Here is a 24,521-nt window from a genome sequence, read left to right as displayed (position 1 = left end):
CCGTGCGGCCAGTCGGAACCTGCCATGACGGCATCTCCTCCCATTTCCAAAATTGCGACCGTTGCAGCGCAGACGCTTGCTCCGTGGCATCAGGTCGCCGAGAGAGTTTGCGATGTCGCTAAAAAATTTCCCCATCAACATTAAGCTCATTGTCACCTTCTGCGTCTTGATGGGCGTTTGCCTGCTCGCCTCGGCGGTGGTCTTCTGGCAGACGCTGGGGAGCGAGCACGTCACGGTCCAGAACAACAAGGCCAACAACATCCTGCATGCGGTTGACGGTGCGACGGCCGCAATGCTGGAACAGGCCGTCAACCAGCGCGGCTTTCTGCTGTTTCGCAGCGACAGCACCTACAACGATGTTTTCGCCCAGCGCGATCTGATGCTGAAGAAGCTTGGTGAAGCCCGTGCGCTTGCCGCCGGCCAGCCGGACATTCTGAAATCCATCGATGACATGCAGGCATCCGCCACCGTGTTCTTCAAGGAACTGGCGGAACCGCAGCTTGCCGCCCGCAAGACGACCGAAGCACCGATTTCCGAAATCATCGAGATCGGTCGCAATCAGGCCAAGGGTCAGCTCGACGGTTTCCGTGCCTCCGCCGCCAAGATCAAGGACCAGCTGAACGGCTTGTCGGCAAGCTACGCCGCACAGCAGGATGCTGCCGCACTCAACCTCAAGCTCGCACTTCTGGGTGGCGGCGCGGTTGCCGGTCTTTTGGCCGTGGCCCTCATCTGGGCCCTGTCGCGCTCCATCGTCACGCCGATCGTCGGTATGACGGCGGCTATGAGCAGGCTTGCCGACGGCGATATGACCACGGAAGTTCCGGCTCTCGACCGCAAGGATGAAGTCGGCAAAATGGCGAAGGCCGTTCTCGTCTTCAAGGAAGCCGGGCTGGAAAAATCCCGCCTTGCCGGCGAAACCGAGCGCATGCGCTCCGCAACCGAGACCGAGCGCCGCCGCAACGAGGAAGAGAAGGCCCAGGACGAAGCCGCTAACGCCCTTGCGCGTGATGAGCTTGGCAAGGGTCTTGCGGCTCTGGCGGAAGGCGATCTCGCCTACCGTATCGAAACGCCGTTCGCCTCCTACATCGACCCCATCCGTATCGACTTCAACAGCGCTGTCGAAAAGCTGCAGCAGGCCATGCGCGCAGTTGGCGAGAATGCCGCTGCAATCAATGCCGGGGCTTCGGAAATGCTCTCTGCTGCCGACGACCTGTCACGCCGCACCGAACAGCAGGCTGCTTCCATCGAGGAAACCGCCGCAGCACTGGAAGAAGTCACCACCACGGTGCGTGACAGCGCAAGGGGTGCTGAGGACGCCGGCAATCTGGTTCAGCGTGCCCGCAGCGGAGCGGAAAAATCCGGCGTCGTGGTTCGCAAGGCGGTTGCCGCCATGCGCGAGATCGAAAAATCATCAGGCGAAATCGGCAATATCATCGGCGTCATCGACGATATCGCTTTCCAGACCAACCTGCTTGCGCTGAACGCAGGCGTCGAAGCCGCCCGTGCGGGTGACGCGGGCAAGGGCTTTGCCGTCGTCGCGCAGGAAGTGCGTGAACTCGCCCAGCGTTCCGCCAATGCCGCAAAGGAAATCAAGACGCTGATCGGCGCTTCCAGCCAGCAGGTGGAAAACGGCGTCAACCTCGTCGACGAGACCGGCAAGGCGCTCGAACTCATCGTGGCAGAAGTCGAGGAGATCAACGCCCATGTCAGCGCCATCGTCGTCGCTGCCCGCGAACAGGCGACTGGTCTGCAGGAAATCAACACGGCCGTGAACACCATGGATCAGGGCACGCAGCAGAATGCCGCAATGGTTGAGCAGCAGACCGCTGCCAGCCATTCGCTCGCCCGTGAAGCGGAAGCGCTCAATAGCCTGCTCGGCCAGTTCAAGGTGGGCGGCGTTCGCGGTGCCGTTGCCGGCGCCGGCGGATATTCTGCTCCTCGCCAGTCCTCGGTGAAGCCTGTCTACCAGCCCGCACCCGCCGCACCAGTCAGAAAAGCCGCAGTGAAGCCTGCCTCCACAACCGCAAGGCCGGTCGCTTCACCCGCCCGCGCCCTTGGCCAAAGCCTCGCCCGCGCCTTTGGCGGCAAAGCGGAAGCGCCGGCTGCAAAGGATCAGGACTGGACGGAGTTCTGATCCTGACGGTCACGATCATCAAGCGTGAATCAGGGGGCTGTGAAGCCCCCTTTTTGTTGCTAGATTTACGGCGCGAGCACTCAACCACGCGTTCTGTCGCGGTTTCCCAACAAAGGTGATTTCGAGATGGCACCTAGGATCAAGTTGAAAGTTCTGGATGGTGCATATGGGGTGGCCCGACTTGAGGCATCTGAAGCCATTCCGGTCTGGGCCGATGGCGGTGGCTTCGTCAGTATCACCCGGACCGATGATGAGCTTTCCATCGTCTGCCGGGAAGATCGTATACCTGGGCATGTCAGATCTGATACGGGTTGGTCCTGTCTAAAGCTACAGGGGCCATTTGCCTTCGATGAAACGGGCATCGTCTTGTCCGTTATCGAGCCGCTCTCGACCAATGAGATCGGTATATTTGTGGTTTCGACTTTCGATGGCGACCACCTGCTTGTGAAATCGAACGATCTGGAAAAAGCTTTCGTTCTGCTGAAAAATGCTGGGCATTCGCTCATCTAATATCCATTTCGCAGCGACACTGATGCACCATGCGTTGGTGGGACGATGATAGTCTCACGCAGCGTGATCAGCCCGCATGGGGTGCCAGACGGAGATATCGCGCGGGGCATCCAGAAGTTCAGGCAAGGCATCGTGCCAAGCCTGCCGATAGGGACGATGAACCTGAACGTCTAGGACATCCTGATGATCGCTCCAGGTCTCATGCAACAGGAAGTGGTTTTCGTTTTCGCCGTCCCGATGCAGGGTTGCGTTCACAAAGGTGTTCTCTTGTCGCATGGCGTCGAGCAGATCATTCAGCAATCCTAGAAAACGTTCGCGCTGATTGGCACGGACCTTGAAGCCGATGAGATAGGTGGTGTGCATGGATAATTACTCCTTTGTGCCGTGCATCAGGGCGGCGCGGGTCTCGGCGTCGGCCGGGTAGAAACATTCCAGCACCAGCTCGGACAACGTCACATCCGTGGCGGTTCCGAAAACCGTGGTGGTCGAAATGAAGCGCAGCACGCCCCCGGACAACGGATCACGTAGTTCGAGCGGTATCGCCAACGGATCGGGCCCGGCGGAATGCCGTGGAGCTGCGGGCGCGGGATAGGCGGAAAGTTCCGCCTGCAGCCGGGAAAGCGTCTCGTCTCCGGTCTCTTCGACTTGGCGGCGTAGGCGATCCAGCAGGTGATGCCGCCATTCGGCAAGATTGACGATGCGTGAACTCAAGCCATCAGGATGCAGGCTCAGCCGCAATACATTGAGGGGCGGGTGAAGCAGGTCTTCGGATATGCCGGCGAGAAGCGATTTGATCGCATCATTGGCAAGAACCAGATTCCAGTGGCGGTCGACGGCAAGTGCCGGGAAGGGCATGTGGCCCTGCACCACGGTTTCGACGGCCTTACGAACGGCCGTCATATCAGGCGCATCCAGTGATCGTTCGGAATGGATCGGCGCATAGCCTGCCGCCAGCATCAGCCGGTTGGCGGCGCGGGCTGGCATGGAAAGCTGCTCTGCCAGCCTTGCCAGCATTTCACGGCTGGGCGAAGATCGCCCGCTTTCCACAAAACTCAGATGGCGCGCCGATATCTCGGCATCGGACGCCAGATCGAGTTGGCTCAATCTGCGGCGCGCCCGCCATTCCTTAAGCACCTGGCCGACATGTTCTTGATGATGTGTCATGCCCCGCAGCCTAGCAGAAGATATCGGCAATGCGATTACCTCGCAGGTAATTGTTCTGCGTCACAGCCCCCGGCATGCTCAGGCCGTCAACCAAAAGGAGCGCAATCATGACGCAACATCTCAAAATCGCCGAAACCTACCTCGCTGTCTGGAACGAGGAGAACGATGAACGCCGCCAGCGCCTCGTCAGCCAAGGCTGGGCTGAAATGGCGTGCTATACAGATCCTTTGATGCAGGGTGAGGGGCAGCAGGGGATTGCCGCGATGATCGAGGCGGCGCGGCAGAAATTTCCGGGATATCGCTTTGTGCTCACAGGCACCCCGGATGGCCACGGCAACTTCACCCGTTTTTCATGGCGTCTCATTTCGCCTGACGGAGAAGATGTCGCCGGCGGAACCGATGTCGTCAGCCTAAATGCCGAGGGGCAGATTGAAAATGTCGTCGGTTTTCTCGATGGCGCCGCATCCTGAGGCAGAGGCGGATCGTCCCGCCTTCTGTCCCGGTAATGCTGTCAGCCGGCGAAGCCGACGCCGGCCTGACGCTGGCCGAGCGCATTGAACACGGTGGAAACGATGCCGGCGCGGTCGAGGCCGGCATTGGCATACATGGTCTCCGGCTTGGCCTGCTCCACCCAATGGTCGGGCAGGGTCAGGGTCCGAACCTTCGGGCCATGGTCGAGCAAGCCTGCGCTTGCCATGAAATGCAGCACATGTGCACCGAAACCGCCGACAGAGCCTTCCTCGATCGTCACCAGAACCTCGTGATGAGCGGCAAGCTGGCGGATGAGGTCGAGGTCGAGCGGCTTGGCGAAGCGCGCATCGGCAACCGTGGTCGAAAGTCCGGCGGCATCGAGGTCTTCGGCTGCTGCCAGGCATTCGGCAAGGCGTGTGCCGAAGGAAAGGAGTGCGACCTTCGTGCCTTCCTTGATGATGCGGCCCTTGCCGATCTGCAAAATCTCACCGCGCGCGGGCATCTCGACGCCCACGCCTTCGCCGCGCGGATAACGGAAGGAAATCGGGCCTTCATCATAGGCTGCGGCTGTGCGAACCATATGTTTCAACTCGGCCTCGTCGGACGCCGCCATAACCACCATGCCGGGCAGGGTGGCAAGGAATGTGGTGTCGAAAGAGCCGGCATGGGTCGGTCCGTCTGCGCCGACGAAACCGGCGCGGTCGATGGGGAAGCGCACGGGCAAGCTCTGGATCGCCACATCATGCACCAGCTGGTCGTAACCGCGTTGCAGGAAGGTGGAATAAAGCGCGCAGAACGGCTTGTAACCGTCAGCCGCAAGCCCCGCCGCGAAGGTGACGGCGTGCTGCTCGGCAATGCCGACATCGAAGGTGCGGGCCGGGAAAAGCTCGGCCATCTTGTCCAGCCCGGTACCATTAGGCATGGCGGCGGTGACGCCGATGATCTTGTCGTCGAGGGTCGCTTCCTGGATAAGCGCTTCGGCAAACACGCTGGTATAGCTTGGCGCATTCGGCTTGGCTTTCGCCTGTGCGCCGGTAATGACATCGAACTTGTTGACGCCGTGATATTTGTCCGCTGCCGCTTCTGCTGGCGCATAACCCTTGCCCTTCTGCGTCACCACATGGATGAGAACGGGGCCTTTCTGGTTGTCGCGCACATTGCGCAGTACAGGCAGCAGGTGATCGAAGGAATGACCGTCGATCGGGCCGATGTGATAGAAGCCAAGCTCCTCGAACAGCGTGCCACCCGTCACGTAACCGCGCGCATGGGTCACGGCGCGGGTAATGGCGCGGTCGATGGTCTTGCCGAGATAGGCGGTGAGTTTCTTGCCGAAATCGCGAAAGCCCATATAGGTGCGGCCGGAGGCGAGCCGCGCGAGATAAGCGCTCATCGCGCCCGTCGGCGGCGCAATCGACATGTCGTTGTCGTTGAGGATGACGATCAACCGCGCGTCGAGCGCACCGGCATTGTTGAGCGCCTCAAACGCCATGCCCGCAGACATGGAGCCATCACCGATGACGGCGATAACCTTGCGGTCGCTCTGATCCAGCCCCGCAGCCACCGCCATGCCGAGACCGGCGGAAATGGAGGTGGAGGAATGGCCGGCGCCGAAATCGTCATATTCGCTCTCGGCCCGACGCGTGAAACCGGAAAGCCCGCCTTCCTGGCGCAGCGTGCGGATGCGCTCGCGACGGCCGGTCAGGATCTTGTGCGGATAACATTGGTGGCCAACATCGAAGATCAGCCGGTCTTCAGGCGTGTTGAACACCTTGTGGATGGCAATCGTCAGCTCCACCACGCCCAGACCGGCACCCAGATGCCCGCCGGTGCTCGACACCGCGTCGATCATCTCGTCGCGCAACTCCCTTGCCAGTTCCGGCAGGTCGCGATCGTCGATCTCCTTGAGATCGGATGGAAAATTCACCCGGTCAAGCAATGGGGTCTGTGGCATTCCGGTCAATCGTTCGGCCTTTTCTCGTGTCAGCGGTGGGCACCAGTGCGTCTTTCATATGGAAAGCCGGCAGTTGAGCCCTGCATGTCGTTCACTTCTATAGAATTTCAACCCTCCGGCAAAGGCACAAACTCTTCTTCGTCGCCGGGAACGATATCGAAGCGTCCGGTTCTCCACTCCTGTTTGGCCTGCTCTATGCGTTCTTTTGATGACGAAACGAAGTTCCACCAGATGTAACTGCGCTGGTTGAGTGCCGCACCGCCGAAGATCATGATGTGACAGCCGCCGCTGCCGCTCTGCAATGTGATGTCGTCGCCGGGCCGGAAGACGAGCAACTGGTCGGCGGCAAAAACGTCACCCGCGACATCCAGAGAGCCGGAAAGAATGTAGATCGCCCGTTCCTCATGGTCGGCGGAGAACGGGAATTTCACACCCGGTTCCAGCGTCAGGTCAACGTAAAGCGTGTCGGTAAAAGCCGAAACGGGGGAAGTGAGGCCTTCGAAATCACCGATAACGACCCGGCCGGATGCGCCCTTGATATCGATCAGAGGCATGTCTTCCCGGGCGGTATGGGAAAAGGCCGGGGCGATTTCCTCCATATGATCGGGGAGGGCAAGCCAGGTCTGCAGGCCGGACATGGAAAGCGGATGGCCGCGCAGGTTTTCCGGCGTGCGCTCCGAATGCACGATTCCGCGCCCCGCCGTCATCAGGTTGATGTCGCCGGGCCGGATGACCAGTTCGGTGCCGAGGCTGTCGCGATGCTTGATTTCGCCGTCAAACAGATAGGTAACGGTGGAAAGCCCGATATGCGGATGCGGCTTGACATCCAGCGCCTCGCCCGCCTTCAGGATGGCCGGACCCATGCGGTCGAAAAAGATGAATGGGCCGACCAGCCGCCGCTGCCGCGTCGGCAGCGCACGCCGCACGGCGAAGCCGCCAATATCGCTGGTGCGCGGAATGATGAGGTTTTCGATGGCGTCGCAGGCGAAAGCATCACCCGCGACAGGATCGTTGCCGGGAAAGAAGGACATCCGAAGCTCCTCGTATCGTTACACGCAAGCTTACCACGAACGATACGACGTGGGTGCGCCGTAATGTTGAACGCTGTGTCGCCCCCGTTCAACAGGACGTGTTTATTCCCCGTCCAGCGGCTCCACGCCCTGTGGTTTTCCGGCGCGGTCGAGACGGATTTTCTCGATACGCTTTTCGGCGGCGTTCAACAGCGTCTCGCAATGTTTTTTCAGGGCTTCGCCGCGCTCGTAGATGGCGATCGACTCGTCCAGCGCCACGTCTCCGCGCTCCAGGCGTGCAACAATGCTTTCCAGCTCGGCGACGGCCTTTTCGAAGGAATAACCGCTGACATCGGCTGTGTTGGCATTTTCCGTCATTTTCAACCCTTCATCATTCTCAAAATATGCATGGCCGCCGATTCCGCCAGCCCTTCCAGATCATAACCGCCTTCAAGCAGGCTGACGACCCGGTTCGAGGCGTATTTGTCCGCCATTTCCAGCAGCCGCCCCGTCGCCCAGTCGAAATCCTCGCCCACCAGATTGATCTGCGCCAGCGGATCGCGGTGATGCGCGTCGAAACCGGCGGAGATGATGATGAGATCGGGCGAAAAATCGGCAATCGCCGGCAGGACTCGGGATTTGAACGCCTCGCGAAAATACTCGCTGCCGGTATTGGGGGAAAGTGGCGCGTTGACGACATTGTTCTTCACGCCGGTTTCGTTTTTATCGCCGCTCCACGGGTAAAGCGGCATCTGGTGGGTGGAACAGAACAGCACTGACGTGTCGTTCCAGAAGATATCCTGCGTACCGTTGCCGTGATGCACGTCCCAGTCGATGATGGCGACGCGCTCTGCGCCGTGCACCTTCTGGGCGTGACGGGCGGCGATTGCTGCATTGTTGAAGAGACAGAACCCCATGGCCTTTGCGGTTTCCGCATGGTGGCCGGGCGGGCGGGACGCAACGAAGACGTTGTCGGCGGCACCCGTAAACACGTCATCTACCGCCACCATCGCAGCGCCAATACCGGTCAGCGCCGCTTGCAGGCTTTTCGGCGAGACATAGGTGTCGGCCTCGACGCGGTTGATCTCGCCATCTTCCTCGGGAATCTGGCGCATGACGGACAGCAGATGCTCCTCCGGATGCGCCAGAAGCACGGCATCCTCGTTGGCCTGCGGCGCTTGCTTGCGGACCAGCCGCTCGAAATTCGGATGTTCGAGCGCAATGTTCAGAGATCGCAGCCGATCCGGCCGCTCGGGATGGCCTTCCGGCGTGATGTGTTCAAGGAAGATCGGATGTTCGTAAAGACGGGTCGCCATTCTCTAATCCTCCCGAAATAAGCTGATCAAGCGCGCTGCGGCAAAAGCGGATAACCGACCATCACAGCGCGGCCGGCAAGGGCGGCAAGCACGGCCTTCAACGCATCACCGGGAATGAAGGCGAGCGAACCCATGAACGCCTTTTCAAACCCGAGCCCGACCACCAGCGCCAGATAGGAGATGCCGAAGGCATAAAGCACGACCACGCCGCCGGCGAGGCTTGCGATGAAGAAACCGATACCCTGCGTCAGAGCCGACTGGCCGCGATTGACGAGTTTTTCCGAGAGCGTGCCGGTGACGAAAGCGGCAGCAATCCAACCGATCAGGAAGCCCGTGGTCGGCGTGGTGAAGATGGAAAGGCCGCCGCGTCCGCCTGAGAGGACTGGCAGGCCGATGGCGGCGATGAGGATGGTCAGAAGAACCGCGAGCGTGCCGCGTTTCGCCCCCAGCACGACACCGGCCAGCATGACGCCAAGCGACTGCGCGGTGATGGGCACCGGAATGAAACCAAGCGTGATCGGCGGCAAAAGTCCGAGTGCGATGATGATGGCGGAAAACAGCGAGATCAGCACAAGGTCGCGGGTCGTCATGGCTCGGGAACTCCGGATGGTTGTTTTGCCGTCAGCTTTGGCCTCTGAAACCGCGCGCGTCAATGGCGTCGGCAATGGCATCCGCATCCTTCAACGTCATAATGACGAGCGGCACGATGATCGTGGCCAGCCGAACGGGGAGGCCGCGCGCGCGGTGCGCATCGCGCACCGCATGGTAACGATTGACGATCTCCGGCACGAACCGCACGACGAGCCCGACCGCGAGCCCGATATCGGCCGCCTTGACCAGCCCCAGCCTTTCCAGCGGGGCGGCGGCAAACGCGATTTCGTCCATGAATTGCGAAATGCTGACGGTGATGGTGACGGCGGTGGCGAGAAGCGCCAGTGCAGTCAGCCGCAGAAGATTGACACTCGCATCGTGTACCGGAAGCAGCAGATAGCTGAAGGCGGCAACGAGGAGAATGGTCAGCATCACCGGGCGTAGCCGCAGGCCGATCTCGCGGAATTGTAGCCGCGTCTCGCGCAGAATGGCGGCGGCCACAACGACGGCGCATCCCAGCAAAAGCAGATCGCGGGTGAGAAACAGCGCAATGCTGAAAACCATCAGCGTCACGAGCTTGAGGCGCGGAGAGACGCGGTAGAGCCAGCCCGTGCCTTCGACATGCAGGGACTTCATCGCGACGCAACCTCCAGATAACGTGCCACCGCCTCTTCGGGGTTGGCGTCTGCAACAAGCTCGCCTTCGTGAAAAACCAGTACGCGATCGAAGCCGGAAAGCAGCGGCAGATCATGGGTGATGACGACAAGCGCCTGCGACAGCGCAGCCATTGTCTTCTCAACGATCGCGCGGTTTTTGAGGTCGAGCTGATTGGTCGGTTCATCGAGAATGAGGATTTGCGGTTCAGTGACCAGCAGGGCGGCCAGCGCCCCCAGCTGCAATTCGCCGCCGGAAAGCTCGTGCGCGCGCCGTTTTTCCAGATGAGCGATACCGAGCCGGGCAAGCACGGCCTTGACCCGCGTTTCTGTCTCCGTCTTGCCGATACCGAGTCGCTTGAGGCCAAAGGCGACATCGTCGCGTATGATCGGCAGGATGATCTGGTTCTGCGGATTCTGGAAGATGAAACCGACTGCCTGCAATACCGCTCTCGCATCTTTGACGGTGTCGAGACCGTTCACCGACACCTTGCCGCGCGTCGGCTTTGTCAGACCATTGATCAGCCGCGCAAAGGTGGTCTTGCCCGAGCCGTTGAGGCCGATGACGCCGATACGCCGTTCAGTCAATGTCAGGGACACGGGCTGTAAAGCCTGCCTGCCCTCGAAGGCGACGCCTGCGGTGTCGAAACGGATTTCCAAGATTGATGCATCCCTCTATCGCTTTCCGGTTCTATATCGTGTCATCAACAGAAGTGAAACAAGGAACAAAAAAAGAACATTGCAATCCTGAAAAAGCCGTCATACCTTCTGCTTTATGACGATCAAGGTTTCAAACGAAGCGGCAAGGCGGATTTTTTTGGCGCGGCAGGGGCTTTGCTCTCCGCCCGGAAAGGCGCTTTCCAAGGATGGCCTGCTGCAGCTCATTACCGATATCGGTTTCGTGCAGGTGGACAGTATCGGCACGGTGGAGCGCGCCCATCATCAGATAATATTCTCCCGAAACCAGACCTACAGGCGCGAACATCTGACAGCACTCCTGGAAAAGGACCGCGCGCTGTTCGAGCACTGGACGCATGATGCCTCCATCGTGCCGACCGAATTTTACCCCTATTGGAAGCACCGCTTCCGCCGCCGCGAGCCGATCATTCAGGAGCGCTGGCGCAAATGGCATGGTGAGGGGTTTGATGCGGCTTTCGCCGAGACGCTGGAGCGCATCGCCGCCACGGGTCCTGTTCTGGCGCGTGAGTTGAAGGAGGAGGGGCATCAGTCCGGCGGCTGGTGGAACTGGCATCCTTCCAAGACCGCACTCGAATATCTGTGGCACACCGGCAAGCTTGCCATATCAGGCCGCGTGAATTTCCAGAAGGTCTATGATCTGGCGGAGCGGGTCATTCCCGGCGAGCACCACGAAAGCGAAGTGGAGCATACGCAATTCGTCGACTGGGCCTGCCGGCAGGCGCTCACCCGGCTGGGTTTTGCCACCCATGGCGAAATCGCCGCCTTTTTTGATCTCGTTACCCCGCAGGAGGCGAGGGACTGGGTCAAGAGCCACCGTGACGAACTGTGCGAGGTCTCGCTTCTCGCAAGCGATGGCGGTGCTGCCCGTCCGTCCTATGCCTTTGCGGATTTCAGCGCCGATGTCGCCAACCTGCCGGAACCGTCGTCCCGCGTCCGTGTGCTGAGCCCCTTCGATCCGCTGTTGCGCGACCGCAACCGCACGGAGCGGCTGTTTGGCTTCTATTACCGTATCGAGGTCTTCGTACCCGAGCCGAAACGGCAATATGGCTATTACGTCTTCCCGCTTCTGGAAGGCGACCGGCTGATCGGCCGTATCGACATGAAGGCAGACCGCAAGCGCAGCACGCTGGATGTGCGCCGCCTGTGGCTGGAACCGGGCGTGCGCGCCTCAGCGGGAAGGCTCGAAAAACTAGACGCGGAATTGTCGCGGCTTGCGAAGTTTACGGGGGTGGAGAGTGTGAATTATCTGGAGGGGTGGCGGGAAGTGTAATTGCGCCTTGAGCCGGCGACTGTTTCTTCCGTCATGCTCGGGCCCATCCCGAGCATCTGCAACGGAAAATGTATAGGATGCGTCTGCAGATCCTCGGCGCAAGACAGAGGATGACGCCGGACGGGAGGAGAGGACGCCAAATCGAAGCGCCCTCGCGACGTCCCTAAATCACCCGATATCCGTTGCCGAAATCTTGATCCCGAAGCCTTCCAGCCCGACATAGTGGCGCTCGCGGGTCGTCATCAGCTTGATCGAGCTGATGCCGAGGTCTTTGAGAATCTGCGCGCCGAGGCCGATTTCCAGCCACTCATTTTCGCGGGAGCGGGCCTGTGCGTGCGCTTCGTCGGGATCACGCGCCTTGCGTCGTCCGTCCACCTGGCCGACGCCGACAGAACCTTCGCGCAGATAGACGATGACGCCGCGGCCTTCTTCGGCGATCTTCTGCATATAGTGCTGCACCGGCTGGCGGTCGCCGAACACGTCGTCAGCAACGTTTTCAGGGTGCAGGCGGACGGGAATATCAACGCCATCGCGGATATCGCCGAAAATCACCGCCATATGCTGCATCCGGTCCCATGGCAGGGAATAGGTATGCGCCTTGGCCGGTCCGAACGGGGTTTGGATGGTGAAGGAGGATTCCATCTCCACCAGCGTTTCCTTGCGCTGGCGATAGGCGATCAGATCGGCGACCGAAACATGCTTCATGCCGTGTTTTTCGGCGAAATCCAGGACCTGCGGCCCGCGCATCACAGTGCCATCGTCATTGACCAGCTCGCTGATGACGCCGATGGGCGGCAGGCCGGCGAGCCGGCAGAGATCGACGGCCGCTTCGGTATGGCCGGAACGCATCAGCACGCCGCCTTCGCGGGAAATCAGCGGGAAAATGTGGCCTGGCCGGGTGAAATCCGACGCGCCGACATTCGGGTTGGCGAGATTGCGCACCGTCAAGGTGCGGTCATCCGCGGAAATACCGGTCGTCGTGCCATGCTTGAAGTCGACGCTGACGGTGAAGGCGGTGGTGTGGGCGCTGTCGTTTTCCGCCACCATGGCGTTGAGGTTCAGCCTCTTTGCCTCGTCACGCGGCATGGGCGCGCAAACGATGCCGGATGTGTGGCGCACGATCAGCGCCATTTTTTCCGGCGTGCAATGAACCGCCGAAATAATCAGATCGCCTTCGTTTTCACGGTCGTCGTCGTCGGTCACGACAACGATCTCGCCAGCTTCGAAAGCGCGGATAGCGTCGACGACACGTTTCTGATCATAGGCCATTTCGGATTTACCTCACTTCAACCGGCCGGTCTGGCCACGATCTCTCAAATAATGGTCGGCAACGGTGCAGGCCACCATCGCCTCGCCGATCGGCACGGCGCGGATGCCGACGCAGGGGTCGTGGCGGCCCTTGGTGCGCACATCCACATTGCGGCCGTCGGTGTCGATGGACTGGCGCTCCGTCAGAATGGAGGAGGTGGGCTTGATGGCGAAGCGAGCGATGACGGGCTCGCCAGTCGCGATGCCCCCCAGAATGCCGCCGGCATGGTTCGACAGGAAAATCGGTTTGCCGTCATTGCCCATGCGCATCTCGTCGGCATTCTCCTCGCCGGAAAGCTCAGCCGAGGCAAATCCCTCGCCAATCTCCACGCCCTTGACGGCGTTGATCGACATCAGGCTGGAGGCAATATCCTGATCGAGCTTGGCGTAGATCGGCGCGCCGATGCCGGCCGGAACACCTTCCGCCACGACTTCGACGACCGCGCCGATCGACGATCCCGCCTTGCGGATGCCGTCAAGATATTCTTCCCACACCGGCACCATCGCCGGATCGGGGCAGAAGAACGGGTTCTGATCGACCTGGTCCCAATCCCAATTGTCACGGTTGATCTTGTGTTTGCCGATCTGCACCAGCGCACCACGCACGTTGAGGCTCGGTACCACCTTGCGGGCGATTGCGCCTGCGGCAACACGCGCCGCCGTCTCGCGGGCGGAAGAGCGTCCGCCGCCGCGATAATCGCGAATGCCGTATTTCAGGTCATAGGTGAAGTCGGCATGGCCAGGGCGGAAGCTGCGGGCAATCTCGCCGTAATCCTTGGAACGCTGGTCGGTATTTTCGATCAGCATGGAGATCGGCGTGCCGGTGGTTATCATCGTCTCGCCGTCCTCATCCAGCATCACGCCGGACAGGACTTTGACAATGTCATCTTCACGGCGCTGGGTGACGAAGCGGCTTTGGCCGGGCTTGCGCTTGTCCATCCAGTGCTGCACCTCGGCAAGCGTGAAGCGAATACCGGGCGGGCAGCCGTCCACCACGCAGCCCAAAGCGGGCCCATGGCTTTCGCCCCAGGTGGTAACGCGAAAAAGATGACCGAAGCTGTTATGCGACATATTTCTCTAGACCGGAAAACGAGGGCGCGCCTGCGGACAGGGGCCGTTTAAAACAAGCGGATTTGTCATAGTAGAAAATCGGACCAAGGCAAAAGCCTTTCTTTCATCGCAAGTCCGATAAGACGGTGACGCACCGTTCACGACGCCGAGCAGTCCGGAAAACGACAGGCGTGACGATGGCTGACGACTGGCCGGATGAATGATTCGGCGGAAACGGCGCAGGGTTTTCCAGGTGACAAAAGTGTAAAGGTGCTGGTGTTTTCCACGCTGTTTCGCGGTTTTCCAATATTGCCGGGAAATGCGGTGTAAAAATCACTAACGACTTGAACGTGATCCAAAATCCGTTCATCAATTGGGCCGAAAATGTCATGGTTGCGGGCAATTTCCGCCACATTCGAAAGGCAATTCTTCATGCATGTAAGGTTTTCACGCAAATTCACGAAAGCTAGATCGATGCGTATGATGATTGCCGCCCTTCTGGCCACCGCCAACTTGCTTATGCCTATCAACAGCTACGCCCAGAGCGTCGATGTCGAGGGAACGATCAGCAAGATCGACGTGAATGCGCTGACCATTACCTTGAACGACGGCAAGAATTACCGTGTGCCGGAAGAGTTCAATTTCGAAGGCCTGAAGGCAGGCGTGAAGGTCGTTGTTTTCTACACGGAAGTGGACGGAAAACGCGTGGTCGATGATCTCGAGGTCGTGCAGTAAACTGAGGTTTCGGCTCTGCCTGTTGTCGAGGCGGACCTCTCTAATCCCGGTCGGGAAGCTCCAGAATTTCCATTATGTCGGACTTGATCCGACATCCAGCCGACGAGCGTCTGCGTGGCGGGATTTTTTTCAGCCCAAAGATTTGGGTTGGCCGGGTTCCGGCTCGAGGTCGGAATGAGGGAGCAGGATCGGTACCCTCACGAAATCCACTCAGCACTGTTCCTGTCGATCTCGACCTTCAAAATCCGGTCCTGCGGGATCTGCGTCGTAGAGGCTTCATCCTTGTCCATGCCGGAAACCAGGCGGAAGATCGAGCGGATTACGCCGCCGTGGCAGACACATACCGTCGGCACCTCGACTGAGGAAAGCCATGCGCCAATACGCCAGGACAGGATTTCATAGCTTTCGGCATGCTGACCTGGGGGAATGAAGTCCCACTTGTTGGCCTTGCGCGCTTTCACCCGGTCAGGAAATTCTTTTTTCAGTTCCGGCAGGGTCTGGCCTTCCCAGTCGCCGAAGGAAACTTCGACGAGGCGGTCATCGGTACGGTATGCGTGGGGATCGAGCCCCATCGCCCCGCGCATCAGCTCCATGGTCTCGCGCGTGCGCCCGAGCGGGCTTGCCACGTAATCGAAATCACGCGCGGAGTCGCCGAGAATTTGCGCCAGAACCTTGCCGTTGCCGACCGCTTGCGCGCGGCCGAAATCATTGAGCGGAATGTCTTTCTGGCCCTGAAGCCGGCGTATCGCATTCCAGTCCGTTTGTCCGTGCCGGATCACATAGACGAGCAAGGCGATACCCCTGTTTCAAAGTTCGGTCGGCTCAGTCCTTGACCACCGAAATATCCGGCGCGTCAACGGCCTTCATGCCGATGGTGTGATAACCGGAATCCACATGGTGGATTTCGCCGGTGACAGCCGTCGAAAGGTCGGACAGCAGGTAAAGCGCCGACTTGCCGACTTCTTCGATGGAAACGGTGCGCTTCAGCGGCGCGTTGTATTCGTTCCATTTCAGAATGTAACGGAAATCGCCGATACCGGAAGCCGCAAGCGTCTTGATCGGGCCAGCGGAAACCGCGTTGACGCGGATGCCGCGACTGCCGAGGTCTACCGCGAGATAACGAACGCTGGCCTCGAGTGCAGCCTTGGCCACGCCCATGACGTTGTAGTTCGGCATGACCTTCTCGGCACCGTAATAGGTGAGCGTGATGATCGAACCGCCATCATTCATGATCGGCTCTGCCCGCTTGGCAACGGCGGCCAGCGAGAAGACGGAAATGTCCATGGTACGGTTGAAGTTATCGCGGCTGGTGTCGAGATAACGGCCGGTCAGCTCGTCCTTGTCCGAAAAGGCGATGGCGTGCACGACGAAATCGATCTTGCCCCAATGCTTTTCCAGCCCGGCAAAAACCGCATCGATCGTCTCGAGGTCGGTCACGTCACAGTGGCCGGCCATGAAGGCGCCCAATTCCTGCGCCAGCGGTTCAACACGCTTCTTCAGCGCGTCGCCCTGCCAGGTGAGCGCGATTTCCGCGCCCGCGTCCGCGCAAGCCTTGGCAATGCCCCAAGCGATTGAACGATTATTGGCGACACCCAAGATGATGCCGCGTTTGCCAGCCATAAGGCCGGATGCCTGAGCCATTGTATGCTCCCTGATACTTTCGATTGATCCTGCCTATGGCATAGGCTGCAATCCTGTTCAAGATTGCCGAGGATCATCTACTGTTAGGGAACGTAACAAAGGGTGCGTTGTCCCACCTATTCGCAAAACTTTTACAAATAAAGGCCTTCGCGCATGTGGCGCATGAGGTCAGTCACCTTCTCGTCCGGCTTTTCGAGCAGGATGATGCGCAATTCGATGACGAGATCGCCATATCCACCCTTGCCGTCCGCAAGCCCCTTTTCGGCAAGCCGCAGCTCGCGATCGGAGCCGGACCAGGCAGGAATGGTGACGGTTTCCTCGCCAAGCGGCGTCCGGATACTCGTCTCGCAACCCAGAACCGCGTCACTGAGAGAGATTGGCAGCGTCGTATGAATATCGAAGCCGCGAAGGGAAAAGGCGTCGTCGCGTGCCGCCAGCAACGTGACGGCCAGATCGCCACGCGCAATGTTCGGAAGCTTCAGCCCCTGGCCCTTTAGCCGCACCACATGACCGTCCGTCATGCCGGGTTCAAGCTGGAAGCGAACCTCGCGTTCGTCGGCAAGGGATACGGTGATCCATTTGCGCTCCAGAAGTTCGGTGACCGTAACGGTGGCTTCCGCCGTGATGTCAGGTGCCTTTTCCGGCGGCGTCTGCGGGGGGCGGAAGCGGCGCACGAGAGCGCTGAAGAGATTGGCGGCGAGAGAGGCAGCTGCGGTTTCGCTTGCAGACGTCTGCGTTGTTTCGCCAGCACTGGGCGCATCGCCTTTAACGCCCGTGGCTGCGGCTTTCGCCGCTTCGGCTGCCTGCTGCACCTTGGGGTCGTTCTGCGCGTCGGCGCCGAAAATCCGCTCGACGATATCTTCGGCCGTTTCGGGTTTTGCATCGGCTTTCTGGCCGGTTTGCGCCCTGTTGCGGGCATCCGCACGGGCCAGTTCCTCCATGAGCTTCTCAGCGGCCCTGGCGCGCTCGGCGGCCTCGCGCGCCGCCTCCCGCTGCTGCATGATTGTTTCGCCGCGCTGCTTTTTCTCGGCCGCCTTGCGGGCCTGGTCGTAAAGATCGCGCTTTTTGGGGTCTTTCAGAAGATCGTAGGCCTGCCCGACCTCGGCGAATCGCGCCGACGCGTCGGGGTCATCGCGATTGGCGTCCGGATGGACGGTTTTTGCCTTCGTGCGCCAGGCAGCCTTGATGTCTTCGTGACGGGCGTCACGTTTTAAGCCGAGGATAGAATACGGATCGCGCATGCGAAACACCAGTTACGTTGGCTCAGGCACGTGCAGCCGCTCATGGCGCAATCCTGAAACAAACCCCTCCGAAAAGGGATGCCTGCGATCATTCGCATGCATGCCCTCGGTTCAAACAACGTCGACTGTGGCAATAAGTTGCTAAGCAGTTGTTTACGGGGAATGCGCGCCGCCATGCGGCCGGATTAATTCCGCGCGCCAGGGTAAACAGTTTATTTCTGTTCGAAGCGGGTGAGTAACCATTCGCCGGTTTCCGACAGGCAGGCCTGTCCGGCATAACTCGCCACACCTTCGAAAGAGTGGCGCGTCGTTTTGAAATCGCGGCAGACGAAACCGCTGGACTTGTCTTCGTGAATGGTGGTGACGACACCAGCGCTGCCGGTTGCGGCATTGGCCCAGGGCAGGGGCTGTTCCGCGAGTTTGGTGAGATCCGCCGATGTCACCGCATTGCGGATGGTCGCGTCGTCGGTCTGCGGGTTATTATTGGGCTGGTTGGGAACAGAGGCGGTGGAAAGCGAGCGATCGACCTTGTCGCCGCCGAACAGGTCAAGGCTGACGCATCCGCTCAGCACCACAAGCATTGACACGATGGCGGAAACTTCCGCTATCGATGAAAGGAGGCCCTTTGTTCGACTGTTCGACTTTGCTATGACGGTCACCATCTTTCGCCAGAGATCATCTCTGGGGTCCAAATCAGCTCGGGAGCATTTTAGTCAATATGTCGGAAACGGGGTTAACATCCAGTGACTTCACTGAAGAAAATGAACCGTTCACGCTTTTTGCCGAATGGCTGAAGGACGCGACGGCCTCCGAAATCAACGATCCGAACGCGGTAGCACTCGCAACCGTCGATGAAAACGGCCTGCCGAATGTGCGCATGGTGCTGCTGAAGGACGTCGACGATCGCGGCTTCGTTTTCTATACGAATTTCGAAAGCCAGAAGGGGCGCGAGATCCTGGGCCAGAAAAAAGCGGCCATGTGTTTCCACTGGAAAAGCCTGCGCCGGCAGGTGCGTCTGCGCGGCGAGGTGGAGATCGTTACCGACGCGGAAGCGGATAGCTATTACGCCTCGCGTCCGCGCGGAAGCCGCATCGGCGCCTGGGCGTCGAAGCAGTCGCGGCCGCTGGAAGGCCGGTTTGCGCTGGAAAAGGCGGTTGCCGAATACACCGCGAAATATGCGATCGGCGATATTCCGCGCCCCTCCTACTGGTCCGGTTTCCGCATTCGCCCGGTCAGCATCGAGTTCTGGCACGACCGCAAGTTCCGCCTGCACGACCGTGTCGAATTCCGCCGCGAGACGCCGGATGAACCGTGGTCCAAGGTCCGCATGTATCCTTGAAAGCTGCAGGAGGCAGGCCGTCCTTGCCTGCCTATTTCAGCAGCGAATCAAATAGCGGCAGGCCGATGACGGCGGAAATGGCGATCAGGCCGTAGCAGATGCGCCTGAACGCCGCCTCGTCGGCGAGCCCGTGCAGCCGTGCACCGCCATAAAGACCCGCCCCGTAAAACGGCAGGGCTAGCAGGAAAAAAACAAAGACGTCGGCAGTGAACAGGCCACCAAAAAAATAGCTGGTGGCGGAGATCACGGTCGAAATCGCGAAATAGAGAATGACATTCGCGCGCACGAAAGCGCCCTTGAGGGCCCCGCCAAGCCAATAGGCGACGATGGGTGGACCGCCCAGTTGCGCCGCACCCGAAAACAGCCCGGCAACAAGCCCGGTGAACAGGGTGAGCGGCGTTTTCGGCCGGCCGCTGTAACGCCAGCCGGAAACGAGAAATAACAGCAGCACGACAACCACGATGGAAATGATCCAGCGCAGGGTGTGCGGATCCCCGCCGGAAAGCAGCAGCGTTCCAAGCGGGATACCGACAAGCGCACCGGCTGCCATGGTGAAGACTTCACGCCGGTCGGCCATGCGCCAGGCCGGCGGTATCATGCCGAGCGTCAAAACGCCGTCCACCACAAGAAGAACCACCGAGGCGATGCGCGGGCCGACAATGGCGCTTGCCAGCGGAATGAAGATGAGGGCCGCACCAAAGCCGGAAAAGCCGCGGGCAAGTCCGGCGAGAAAGGCGGCGCCCGCAAACATGGCGAGCAGCGTCGGACTATGCGCGGTGATGGGAGCCGAGAAAAAATCGAGGAGAGGCATGGGTGACTGCATGGGTTTCGAATACCTCTTTATCCCGCATGCAGGCACCTGTCGCGGAAATTTCAGCTGATTATCGCACGATACGCTTTCGAATCGACGCCGCCGGAGAATCGTGATCAGAGTTGTATCTCACGAACAAAGGATGAACAAATGCTTGCTGTCTTGATGCGCCAGTTTGAAGCTGCCTCACAGAAATACGTCGAGGAAAATGGGATCGTCCGCGATCCCGACTGGTATATGCTGAAGCTTCAGGAGGAGGTTGGTGAGGTCACGCAGGCCTGGAACCGGTTGACGGGGCGTGGGCGCGGCAAAGGCAGAAGCGAAGAGGAGATGAAACTCGATCTTGCCGACGAAACCGCCGATCTCCTCGGCCACGTTTTGCTGCTGGCGCATTATAACCGCCTCGACATCGAAGCATCGATAGAGCGCAAGTGGCGTTTTACACCATCGGTATGACAGTTTGCGGGGAAGGACGCGACCCTAGCGCTGCGGCTCTGCCGCTGCCGCGATTATGAGAGCGAAACGATAGAGAGCAGAGCTGTGAGAATGGCGGCCACCGGTGTCATGACCTGCCGCAGGGTAATCTGAAATGCGCAAAGAGCGAGCAATATCAGCGCCGCGCCGTTTATGGATGAGCCGACAAATGAATTCGAGCAGGATCGGCCTGTCAGCCTATATGTGAGGCTCCATAAAGACCAATGGCTAAAGGCATGTGACGCGCCTTCATGCCTCTGATAACGGCGCCTGTTGCAGGAGGCCGGCAACCGCATGAAGGTCGCTTGAAACGGCGATACACTTCTCCCGCATTTCCTCGGTCGGCGGCGCGACATCCGGCACCATGATCGTCATCATGCCCGCCGAGGAGGCGGAGCGCACGCCGTGCCAGGAATCCTCCAGCGCCAGGCAACGGCCCGGATCGATGCCGAGACGTTTTGCGGCAGTAAGATATGGCATGGGCGACGGCTTCGGCTCCGAATAGTCGCCGCGGGCGACGATGGTATCGAAACGTTTGAGCAGGTCATAGGGGCCGAGATGACGCGTGACGGAATCGTGCCGCGAGGAGGTGGCGATGGCGCGGCGTATATCGAGCCTGTCGAGAAGATCGAGGATTTCGACGACGCCGGGTTTCAGCGCCACGCCTTCCGCCATCATCACGGCAAGATGCCGGAGCCAGGCGTCGCGGAAGCTGTCGATCGGAAAATCCGCGCCATAATCGGCGAAAATGGTGCCGGTAATGACATCCCACGGGCTGCCGCAGACCTTCTGATAGGTCTCGACCAACATTCCGTGGCCGCCCTCATCTGACGCGGCCAGAAAGGAATCGCGATAAAGCGTCTCGCTTTCGATCAGCAATCCGTCCATGTCGAAAACGACTGCATGCGGGAGAAAAGGCAGCATGGCGGCTCAACCGAACCGGAAGGGGCGTTCGCCGAGGCTTTCGAACGGGCGGAGCAGGTAACCGTCCGGATCGGCGACGATGAATTGCCGGTTGCCGACCTCGACTGTGCCGCGCCTGTACCATTTTTCCTCTGACGGCAGGACAAGATCGATTGCGGCCCGCTCAAGCCGCGCGAGGATGGGCAGCAGGGAAGGAACGGCAAGTTGCAGATTCATGCCGCGGCCCAGCGGAAATTCAAGCGCTGCATTTTCCGCCACGAAGGTCCGGGTCGCACCGATCTGGTCGATCATCAGTTGCGCATCACCCAGCGCCAGATAGGCAAAGCCCTCTTCGGCGCGCTCATAAACCACATGAAAACCGATCAGGTCGCAATAAAAAGCGCGGCTTTTCTGCCAGTCGCTGACGGCTAGTTCCGGGACGAGGGCATTTCGTATGATGGTCATGGTCTCCTTTGCCGCGCAGGCCCGGCGACGGGAGGCGTGGCCTGCGGTGATGGGGCGATATTATCGTCTTCCGGGTGACTTGCCAGAGGAATCCTCATCATGGCAGCCATGTGCGGAGTTGTGGGCTGAAGCAGGTTCAACTTTTCGTCCTGCCACAGCTTTTCTCACCTCATGCCGGGCATGATCCGGCATCCAGTCAGCCCAAGTCCTTGGGCTGAAAAGACTCATCTCGCCAAGCGAACGCGGGTAGGCCGGATTCCGGCTCCGGGCCGGAACTACGCCTTCGTGCCGCCGACGGTGATCTGGTCCATGCGCAGATGCGGCTGGCCGACGCCAACCGGCACCCATTGCCCGGCCTTGCCGCAATTGCCGATGCCGGTGTCCAGTTTCGAATCGTTGCCGATCATCGAGACGCGCTTCATTGCGTCCGGCCCGTTGCCGATCAGCATTGCACCCTTCACCGGCGCGCCGATCTTGCCGTTCTCGATGAGATAGGCCTCGGTGCAGCCGAACACGAACTTGCCTGATGTGATATCCACCTGACCGCCACCGAAGGAAACGGCATAGATGCCCTTCTTGACGGAGGAGATGATCTCCTCGGGCGTCTTGTCGCCTGACAGCATGTAGGTGTTGGTCATGCGCGGCATCGGCACATAGGCATAACCCTGCCGGCGGCCATTGCCTGTCGCCTTTGCACCCATCAGCCGGGCGTTCTGGCGGTCCTGCATGTATCCCACCAGCCTGCCGTTCTCGATCAGCACATTATAGGCCGACGGTGTTCCCTCGTCGTCGACGGTGAGTGAACCACGGCGGCTGTCGATGGTGCCGTCATCCACCACAGTCACACCCGGGGCTGCCACCATCTCGCCCATCAGGCCGGCAAAGGCCGAGGTTTTCTTGCGGTTGAAATCGCCTTCGAGGCCATGGCCCACAGCCTCATGCAGCATGACGCCGGGCCAGCCGGAGCCGAGAACCACATCCATGGTGCCAGCGGGCGCATCGACGGCGGTCAGGTTGACGAGCGCCTGGCGCAGCGCCTCGTCCGCACCGCGCTGCCAGTTCTCCGTGGTAATGAAATCGCCAAAGCCGACGCGGCCGCCAATGCCGTAGGAGCCGCTTTCCTGCCGGTCGCCTTCACCTGCGACCACGGAAATATTGATACGGGTCATGGGCCTGACATCGCTGACGCGATGGCCATCGGCGCGTAGAATATCCACCACCTGCCAGCTTGCGGAAATCGTCGCCGTCACCTGCCGGACATTCGCGTCTTTGTCGCGCAAATAGGCGTCGATATCGGTGAGAAGTTTCACCTTCTCCTCGAAGCTCGGGCTGCCGATCGGGTTTTCGTCGCCGTAGAGCTTTTTGTTAGTGCGTTGTGGGGCTGCGGCATAGGAACCGGAATAACCTCTGGTCACGGCGCCGACAGCATCCGACGCCCGCTTCAGCGCAGCCTGCGACAGCTCGCCCGCATGGGCGTATCCAACGGTCTCGCCGGCAACGGCGCGCAGGCCAAAACCCTGGTCGGTATTGAAGGAGCCGCCCTTCAGGCGGCCGTTATCGAAGGTCAGCGATTCGGCCTGCGCATGTTCGATGAACAACTCGCCATCGTCTGCGCCGGTGAGCGCTTCCGCGACCAGCTTGCGCAACTGCGTCTCGTCGCAATCGAAGAGATTTACAAGGTCGTTGGTCATTGAAGGCTCCAAACTGAATAGTGTCTGGCAAGCATGTAGGATTGTGGGGCGTCGGTGGCAAGCCAAAGCGTGATTTGGCTCAAGTCAGCTTGAATATGAGGTGCACGAAAAAAGCCATGGCCACATAGACAGGGACGCTATGGAGAAGAACCAGCAACGTCAGACGTCCCCAGTGTTCAGGCGGATTCGGCACGACGCGTTCCCAGTGGAACTGCGACAGAATATTCCCAGTGACAATCATAATCAGCATTTGCGGCTGCGCGTTTCCTACCATGAAATCGGGCAAGAGGCCACTTTCATGAGCAAAGCTCACCGCAAAAGCAAATAGTAGAAGTACCAGAAAAACGCCGCAAAACTGACGGAGGGTTGCCGGTTTTCTATATTTCATGATATCCGAAAATAGTTAAAACAATACTTTCATGGTAGAGTTTTAGTCTCTCGGATTCAACCTTATTGTTTAAGGAAGCGCGTCGTAGCCTTCGGCAAAGCCGGTGAGCTCGATCGGAATACCGACACGATCCTGATCGACGGATTCACGCAGCGCGAAAACCGCGTTCTTGCCGGCGCGCAGAACCTTCAGCAGCTCGTCGTCAATATCGACCTCGACATAGCAGCCTTCGGAGAAGCAGCGGGTGAAATAGGCGCGGCCAATATTGTTGTTGTCGATATAAAGCTCCATGCCGTCCTTCAGAAGCACGCCAAGCGGTGCGAGGATACGCAGGATGCGCGACTTGCGGTCCGCGGTTTTCAGGACCACCACCGAAAGCCCCACTTCCGGGCGGTCGTCGGCAATTACGTTCTGCATCAGGGCGCATTGATCTTCGGATGCGCCTGCCGGCTTGTCGCAGATCACCGACCATGCTCCATGCGTCGACTTCGGCGTTCCGGGCGGCTGCTGTTGCGCCAGCGCCGCTGCGGCGGGAGCGATGATGGCAAGACCGGCGGCGGCAAGAAAAGTGCGCGCGAGCGGGGAAAGACGCATGGATACCTCTGGGATTCGAATCAGTGCGGCTATTTTGACGCCATAATCCGGAAAAAAAAGCCTTGGTACCTCAATTCCAGCCGAGTTGGGCGGAAATAGGACCTGTTGCCAG

Annotated in this window: 29 protein-coding genes; 7 read left to right on the top strand and 22 right to left on the bottom strand. The window is 59.8% G+C overall.

The genetic code is table 11. From position 1 onward, the window contains the following. The first annotated feature begins 112 nt into the window (after window positions 1–112). Together ACQZ63_RS03590 and ACQZ63_RS03585 are read left to right on the top strand one after the other, a co-directional pair. Complete coding sequence (locus tag ACQZ63_RS03590; RefSeq protein ID WP_113555970.1) at window positions 113–2,134, top strand: methyl-accepting chemotaxis protein; 2,022 nt, start codon at window positions 113–115, stop codon at window positions 2,132–2,134. A gap of 126 nt (window positions 2,135–2,260) precedes the next feature. Continuing rightward, a complete protein-coding gene (locus ACQZ63_RS03585; RefSeq protein ID WP_113555968.1) occupies window positions 2,261–2,644 on the top strand; it encodes an ACT domain-containing protein in 384 nt (127 codons plus the stop codon). A gap of 54 nt (window positions 2,645–2,698) precedes the next feature. Here the strand turns inward: ACQZ63_RS03585 and ACQZ63_RS03580 are convergent, their stop codons facing one another. Next, window positions 2,699–3,007 carry a putative quinol monooxygenase gene (locus ACQZ63_RS03580; protein WP_113555967.1) on the bottom strand — a complete coding sequence of 103 codons (309 nt, stop codon included), beginning with the start codon at window positions 3,005–3,007 and terminating at the stop codon, window positions 2,699–2,701. 6 nt (window positions 3,008–3,013) lie between these two features. Continuing rightward, window positions 3,014–3,808 carry a helix-turn-helix transcriptional regulator gene (locus ACQZ63_RS03575; RefSeq protein ID WP_113555965.1) on the bottom strand — a complete coding sequence of 265 codons (795 nt, stop codon included), beginning with the start codon at window positions 3,806–3,808 and terminating at the stop codon, window positions 3,014–3,016. A gap of 107 nt (window positions 3,809–3,915) precedes the next feature. Here ACQZ63_RS03575 and ACQZ63_RS03570 point away from each other — a divergent pair, with 107 nt between their 5' ends. After that, the gene (locus ACQZ63_RS03570; RefSeq protein WP_013635596.1) at window positions 3,916–4,278 is read left to right on the top strand and encodes a nuclear transport factor 2 family protein; all 363 of its coding nucleotides are present in this window, start codon (window positions 3,916–3,918) and stop codon (window positions 4,276–4,278) included. Window positions 4,279–4,319: 41 nt separating this feature from the next. Here the strand turns inward: ACQZ63_RS03570 and dxs are convergent, their stop codons facing one another. From dxs to ACQZ63_RS03535, 7 genes are all read right to left on the bottom strand, one after another. After that, entirely contained in the window at window positions 4,320–6,239 is a 1,920-nt protein-coding gene (gene dxs / locus ACQZ63_RS03565) for a 1-deoxy-D-xylulose-5-phosphate synthase (RefSeq protein ID WP_003511745.1), read from the bottom strand. A 98-nt stretch (window positions 6,240–6,337) separates the two neighbouring features. Continuing rightward, window positions 6,338–7,261, bottom strand: coding sequence for a pirin family protein (locus tag ACQZ63_RS03560; protein WP_113555963.1), 924 nt, complete (start codon window positions 7,259–7,261; stop codon window positions 6,338–6,340). A 102-nt stretch (window positions 7,262–7,363) separates the two neighbouring features. Continuing rightward, on the bottom strand, window positions 7,364–7,618 hold the full coding sequence (locus ACQZ63_RS03555) for an exodeoxyribonuclease VII small subunit (RefSeq protein WP_003503059.1): 255 nt from the start codon (window positions 7,616–7,618) through the stop codon (window positions 7,364–7,366). A gap of 2 nt (window positions 7,619–7,620) precedes the next feature. Beyond that, a complete protein-coding gene (locus ACQZ63_RS03550; RefSeq protein WP_003511750.1) occupies window positions 7,621–8,556 on the bottom strand; it encodes a histone deacetylase family protein in 936 nt (311 codons plus the stop codon). Between the two features lie 26 nt (window positions 8,557–8,582). Then, on the bottom strand, window positions 8,583–9,146 hold the full coding sequence (locus ACQZ63_RS03545) for a biotin transporter BioY (protein WP_035197936.1): 564 nt from the start codon (window positions 9,144–9,146) through the stop codon (window positions 8,583–8,585). Window positions 9,147–9,177: 31 nt separating this feature from the next. Beyond that, entirely contained in the window at window positions 9,178–9,783 is a 606-nt protein-coding gene (locus ACQZ63_RS03540; protein ID WP_113555961.1) for an energy-coupling factor transporter transmembrane component T family protein, read from the bottom strand. Next, complete coding sequence (locus tag ACQZ63_RS03535; protein WP_113555959.1) at window positions 9,780–10,460, bottom strand: ABC transporter ATP-binding protein; 681 nt, start codon at window positions 10,458–10,460, stop codon at window positions 9,780–9,782. The genes ACQZ63_RS03540 and ACQZ63_RS03535 overlap by 4 nt, the downstream gene beginning before the upstream one ends. 115 nt (window positions 10,461–10,575) lie before the next feature. Here ACQZ63_RS03535 and ACQZ63_RS03530 point away from each other — a divergent pair, with 115 nt between their 5' ends. Then, on the top strand, window positions 10,576–11,769 hold the full coding sequence (locus ACQZ63_RS03530; protein ID WP_111789419.1) for a winged helix-turn-helix domain-containing protein: 1,194 nt from the start codon (window positions 10,576–10,578) through the stop codon (window positions 11,767–11,769). A 168-nt stretch (window positions 11,770–11,937) separates the two neighbouring features. Here the strand turns inward: ACQZ63_RS03530 and ribB are convergent, their stop codons facing one another. From ribB to ACQZ63_RS03515, 3 genes are all read right to left on the bottom strand, one after another. Then, window positions 11,938–13,038, bottom strand: coding sequence for a 3,4-dihydroxy-2-butanone-4-phosphate synthase (gene ribB, locus ACQZ63_RS03525; RefSeq protein ID WP_003511757.1), 1,101 nt, complete (start codon window positions 13,036–13,038; stop codon window positions 11,938–11,940). Between the two features lie 12 nt (window positions 13,039–13,050). Beyond that, window positions 13,051–14,148: a chorismate synthase gene (gene aroC / locus ACQZ63_RS03520; protein ID WP_003511758.1), complete on the bottom strand. Its 1,098-nt coding sequence runs from the start codon at window positions 14,146–14,148 to the stop codon at window positions 13,051–13,053. 137 nt (window positions 14,149–14,285) lie between these two features. Further along, the gene (locus ACQZ63_RS03515) at window positions 14,286–14,561 is read right to left on the bottom strand and encodes a hypothetical protein (protein WP_162686617.1); all 276 of its coding nucleotides are present in this window, start codon (window positions 14,559–14,561) and stop codon (window positions 14,286–14,288) included. Between the two features lie 40 nt (window positions 14,562–14,601). Between ACQZ63_RS03515 and ACQZ63_RS03510 the strand changes: the two genes are divergently transcribed. Beyond that, window positions 14,602–14,862, top strand: a complete 261-nt coding sequence (locus ACQZ63_RS03510; RefSeq protein WP_003511760.1) for a DUF1344 domain-containing protein — start codon at window positions 14,602–14,604, stop codon at window positions 14,860–14,862. A gap of 197 nt (window positions 14,863–15,059) precedes the next feature. Here ACQZ63_RS03510 and ACQZ63_RS03505 read toward each other — a convergent pair whose 3' ends face one another. The 4 genes from ACQZ63_RS03505 to ACQZ63_RS03490 all read right to left on the bottom strand — a co-directional run bounded on the left by ACQZ63_RS03505 (window position 15,060) and on the right by ACQZ63_RS03490 (window position 18,406). Continuing rightward, complete coding sequence (locus ACQZ63_RS03505) at window positions 15,060–15,653, bottom strand: histidine phosphatase family protein (protein WP_003511761.1); 594 nt, start codon at window positions 15,651–15,653, stop codon at window positions 15,060–15,062. 31 nt (window positions 15,654–15,684) lie between these two features. Next, complete coding sequence (gene fabI / locus ACQZ63_RS03500; RefSeq protein WP_003511762.1) at window positions 15,685–16,503, bottom strand: enoyl-ACP reductase FabI; 819 nt, start codon at window positions 16,501–16,503, stop codon at window positions 15,685–15,687. Window positions 16,504–16,634: 131 nt separating this feature from the next. Next, entirely contained in the window at window positions 16,635–17,744 is a 1,110-nt protein-coding gene (locus tag ACQZ63_RS03495) for a DnaJ C-terminal domain-containing protein (protein WP_003511764.1), read from the bottom strand. Window positions 17,745–17,956: 212 nt separating this feature from the next. Then, entirely contained in the window at window positions 17,957–18,406 is a 450-nt protein-coding gene (locus tag ACQZ63_RS03490; protein WP_003511767.1) for an RT0821/Lpp0805 family surface protein, read from the bottom strand. Between the two features lie 56 nt (window positions 18,407–18,462). Here ACQZ63_RS03490 and pdxH point away from each other — a divergent pair, with 56 nt between their 5' ends. Further along, on the top strand, window positions 18,463–19,083 hold the full coding sequence (pdxH, locus tag ACQZ63_RS03485) for a pyridoxamine 5'-phosphate oxidase (RefSeq protein ID WP_003511768.1): 621 nt from the start codon (window positions 18,463–18,465) through the stop codon (window positions 19,081–19,083). 31 nt (window positions 19,084–19,114) lie between these two features. Here the strand turns inward: pdxH and ACQZ63_RS03480 are convergent, their stop codons facing one another. Continuing rightward, a complete protein-coding gene (locus ACQZ63_RS03480; protein ID WP_162763635.1) occupies window positions 19,115–19,894 on the bottom strand; it encodes a sulfite exporter TauE/SafE family protein in 780 nt (259 codons plus the stop codon). A gap of 150 nt (window positions 19,895–20,044) precedes the next feature. Between ACQZ63_RS03480 and ACQZ63_RS03475 the strand changes: the two genes are divergently transcribed. Further along, entirely contained in the window at window positions 20,045–20,350 is a 306-nt protein-coding gene (locus ACQZ63_RS03475) for a pyrophosphohydrolase domain-containing protein (RefSeq protein ID WP_111789417.1), read from the top strand. A gap of 267 nt (window positions 20,351–20,617) precedes the next feature. Here the strand turns inward: ACQZ63_RS03475 and ACQZ63_RS03470 are convergent, their stop codons facing one another. From ACQZ63_RS03470 to ACQZ63_RS03450, 5 genes are all read right to left on the bottom strand, one after another. Continuing rightward, entirely contained in the window at window positions 20,618–21,292 is a 675-nt protein-coding gene (locus tag ACQZ63_RS03470) for an HAD family hydrolase (protein ID WP_080799218.1), read from the bottom strand. 6 nt (window positions 21,293–21,298) lie between these two features. Then, the gene (locus ACQZ63_RS03465) at window positions 21,299–21,736 is read right to left on the bottom strand and encodes a bleomycin resistance protein (RefSeq protein WP_019564190.1); all 438 of its coding nucleotides are present in this window, start codon (window positions 21,734–21,736) and stop codon (window positions 21,299–21,301) included. A gap of 275 nt (window positions 21,737–22,011) precedes the next feature. Next, on the bottom strand, window positions 22,012–23,427 hold the full coding sequence (gene tldD, locus ACQZ63_RS03460; RefSeq protein ID WP_003511774.1) for a metalloprotease TldD: 1,416 nt from the start codon (window positions 23,425–23,427) through the stop codon (window positions 22,012–22,014). Window positions 23,428–23,506: 79 nt separating this feature from the next. After that, window positions 23,507–23,815, bottom strand: a complete 309-nt coding sequence (locus tag ACQZ63_RS03455) for a hypothetical protein (RefSeq protein ID WP_113472841.1) — start codon at window positions 23,813–23,815, stop codon at window positions 23,507–23,509. 69 nt (window positions 23,816–23,884) lie between these two features. Then, window positions 23,885–24,409: an invasion associated locus B family protein gene (locus tag ACQZ63_RS03450; protein WP_003511775.1), complete on the bottom strand. Its 525-nt coding sequence runs from the start codon at window positions 24,407–24,409 to the stop codon at window positions 23,885–23,887. Window positions 24,410–24,521: the final 112 nt, after the last annotated feature.

It is taken from the genome of Agrobacterium sp. CG160-95, from assembly GCF_053521725.1.
The sequence above is the reverse complement of the archived record's forward strand: the minus strand, read 5'-3'. Positions and strand labels throughout refer to the sequence as shown.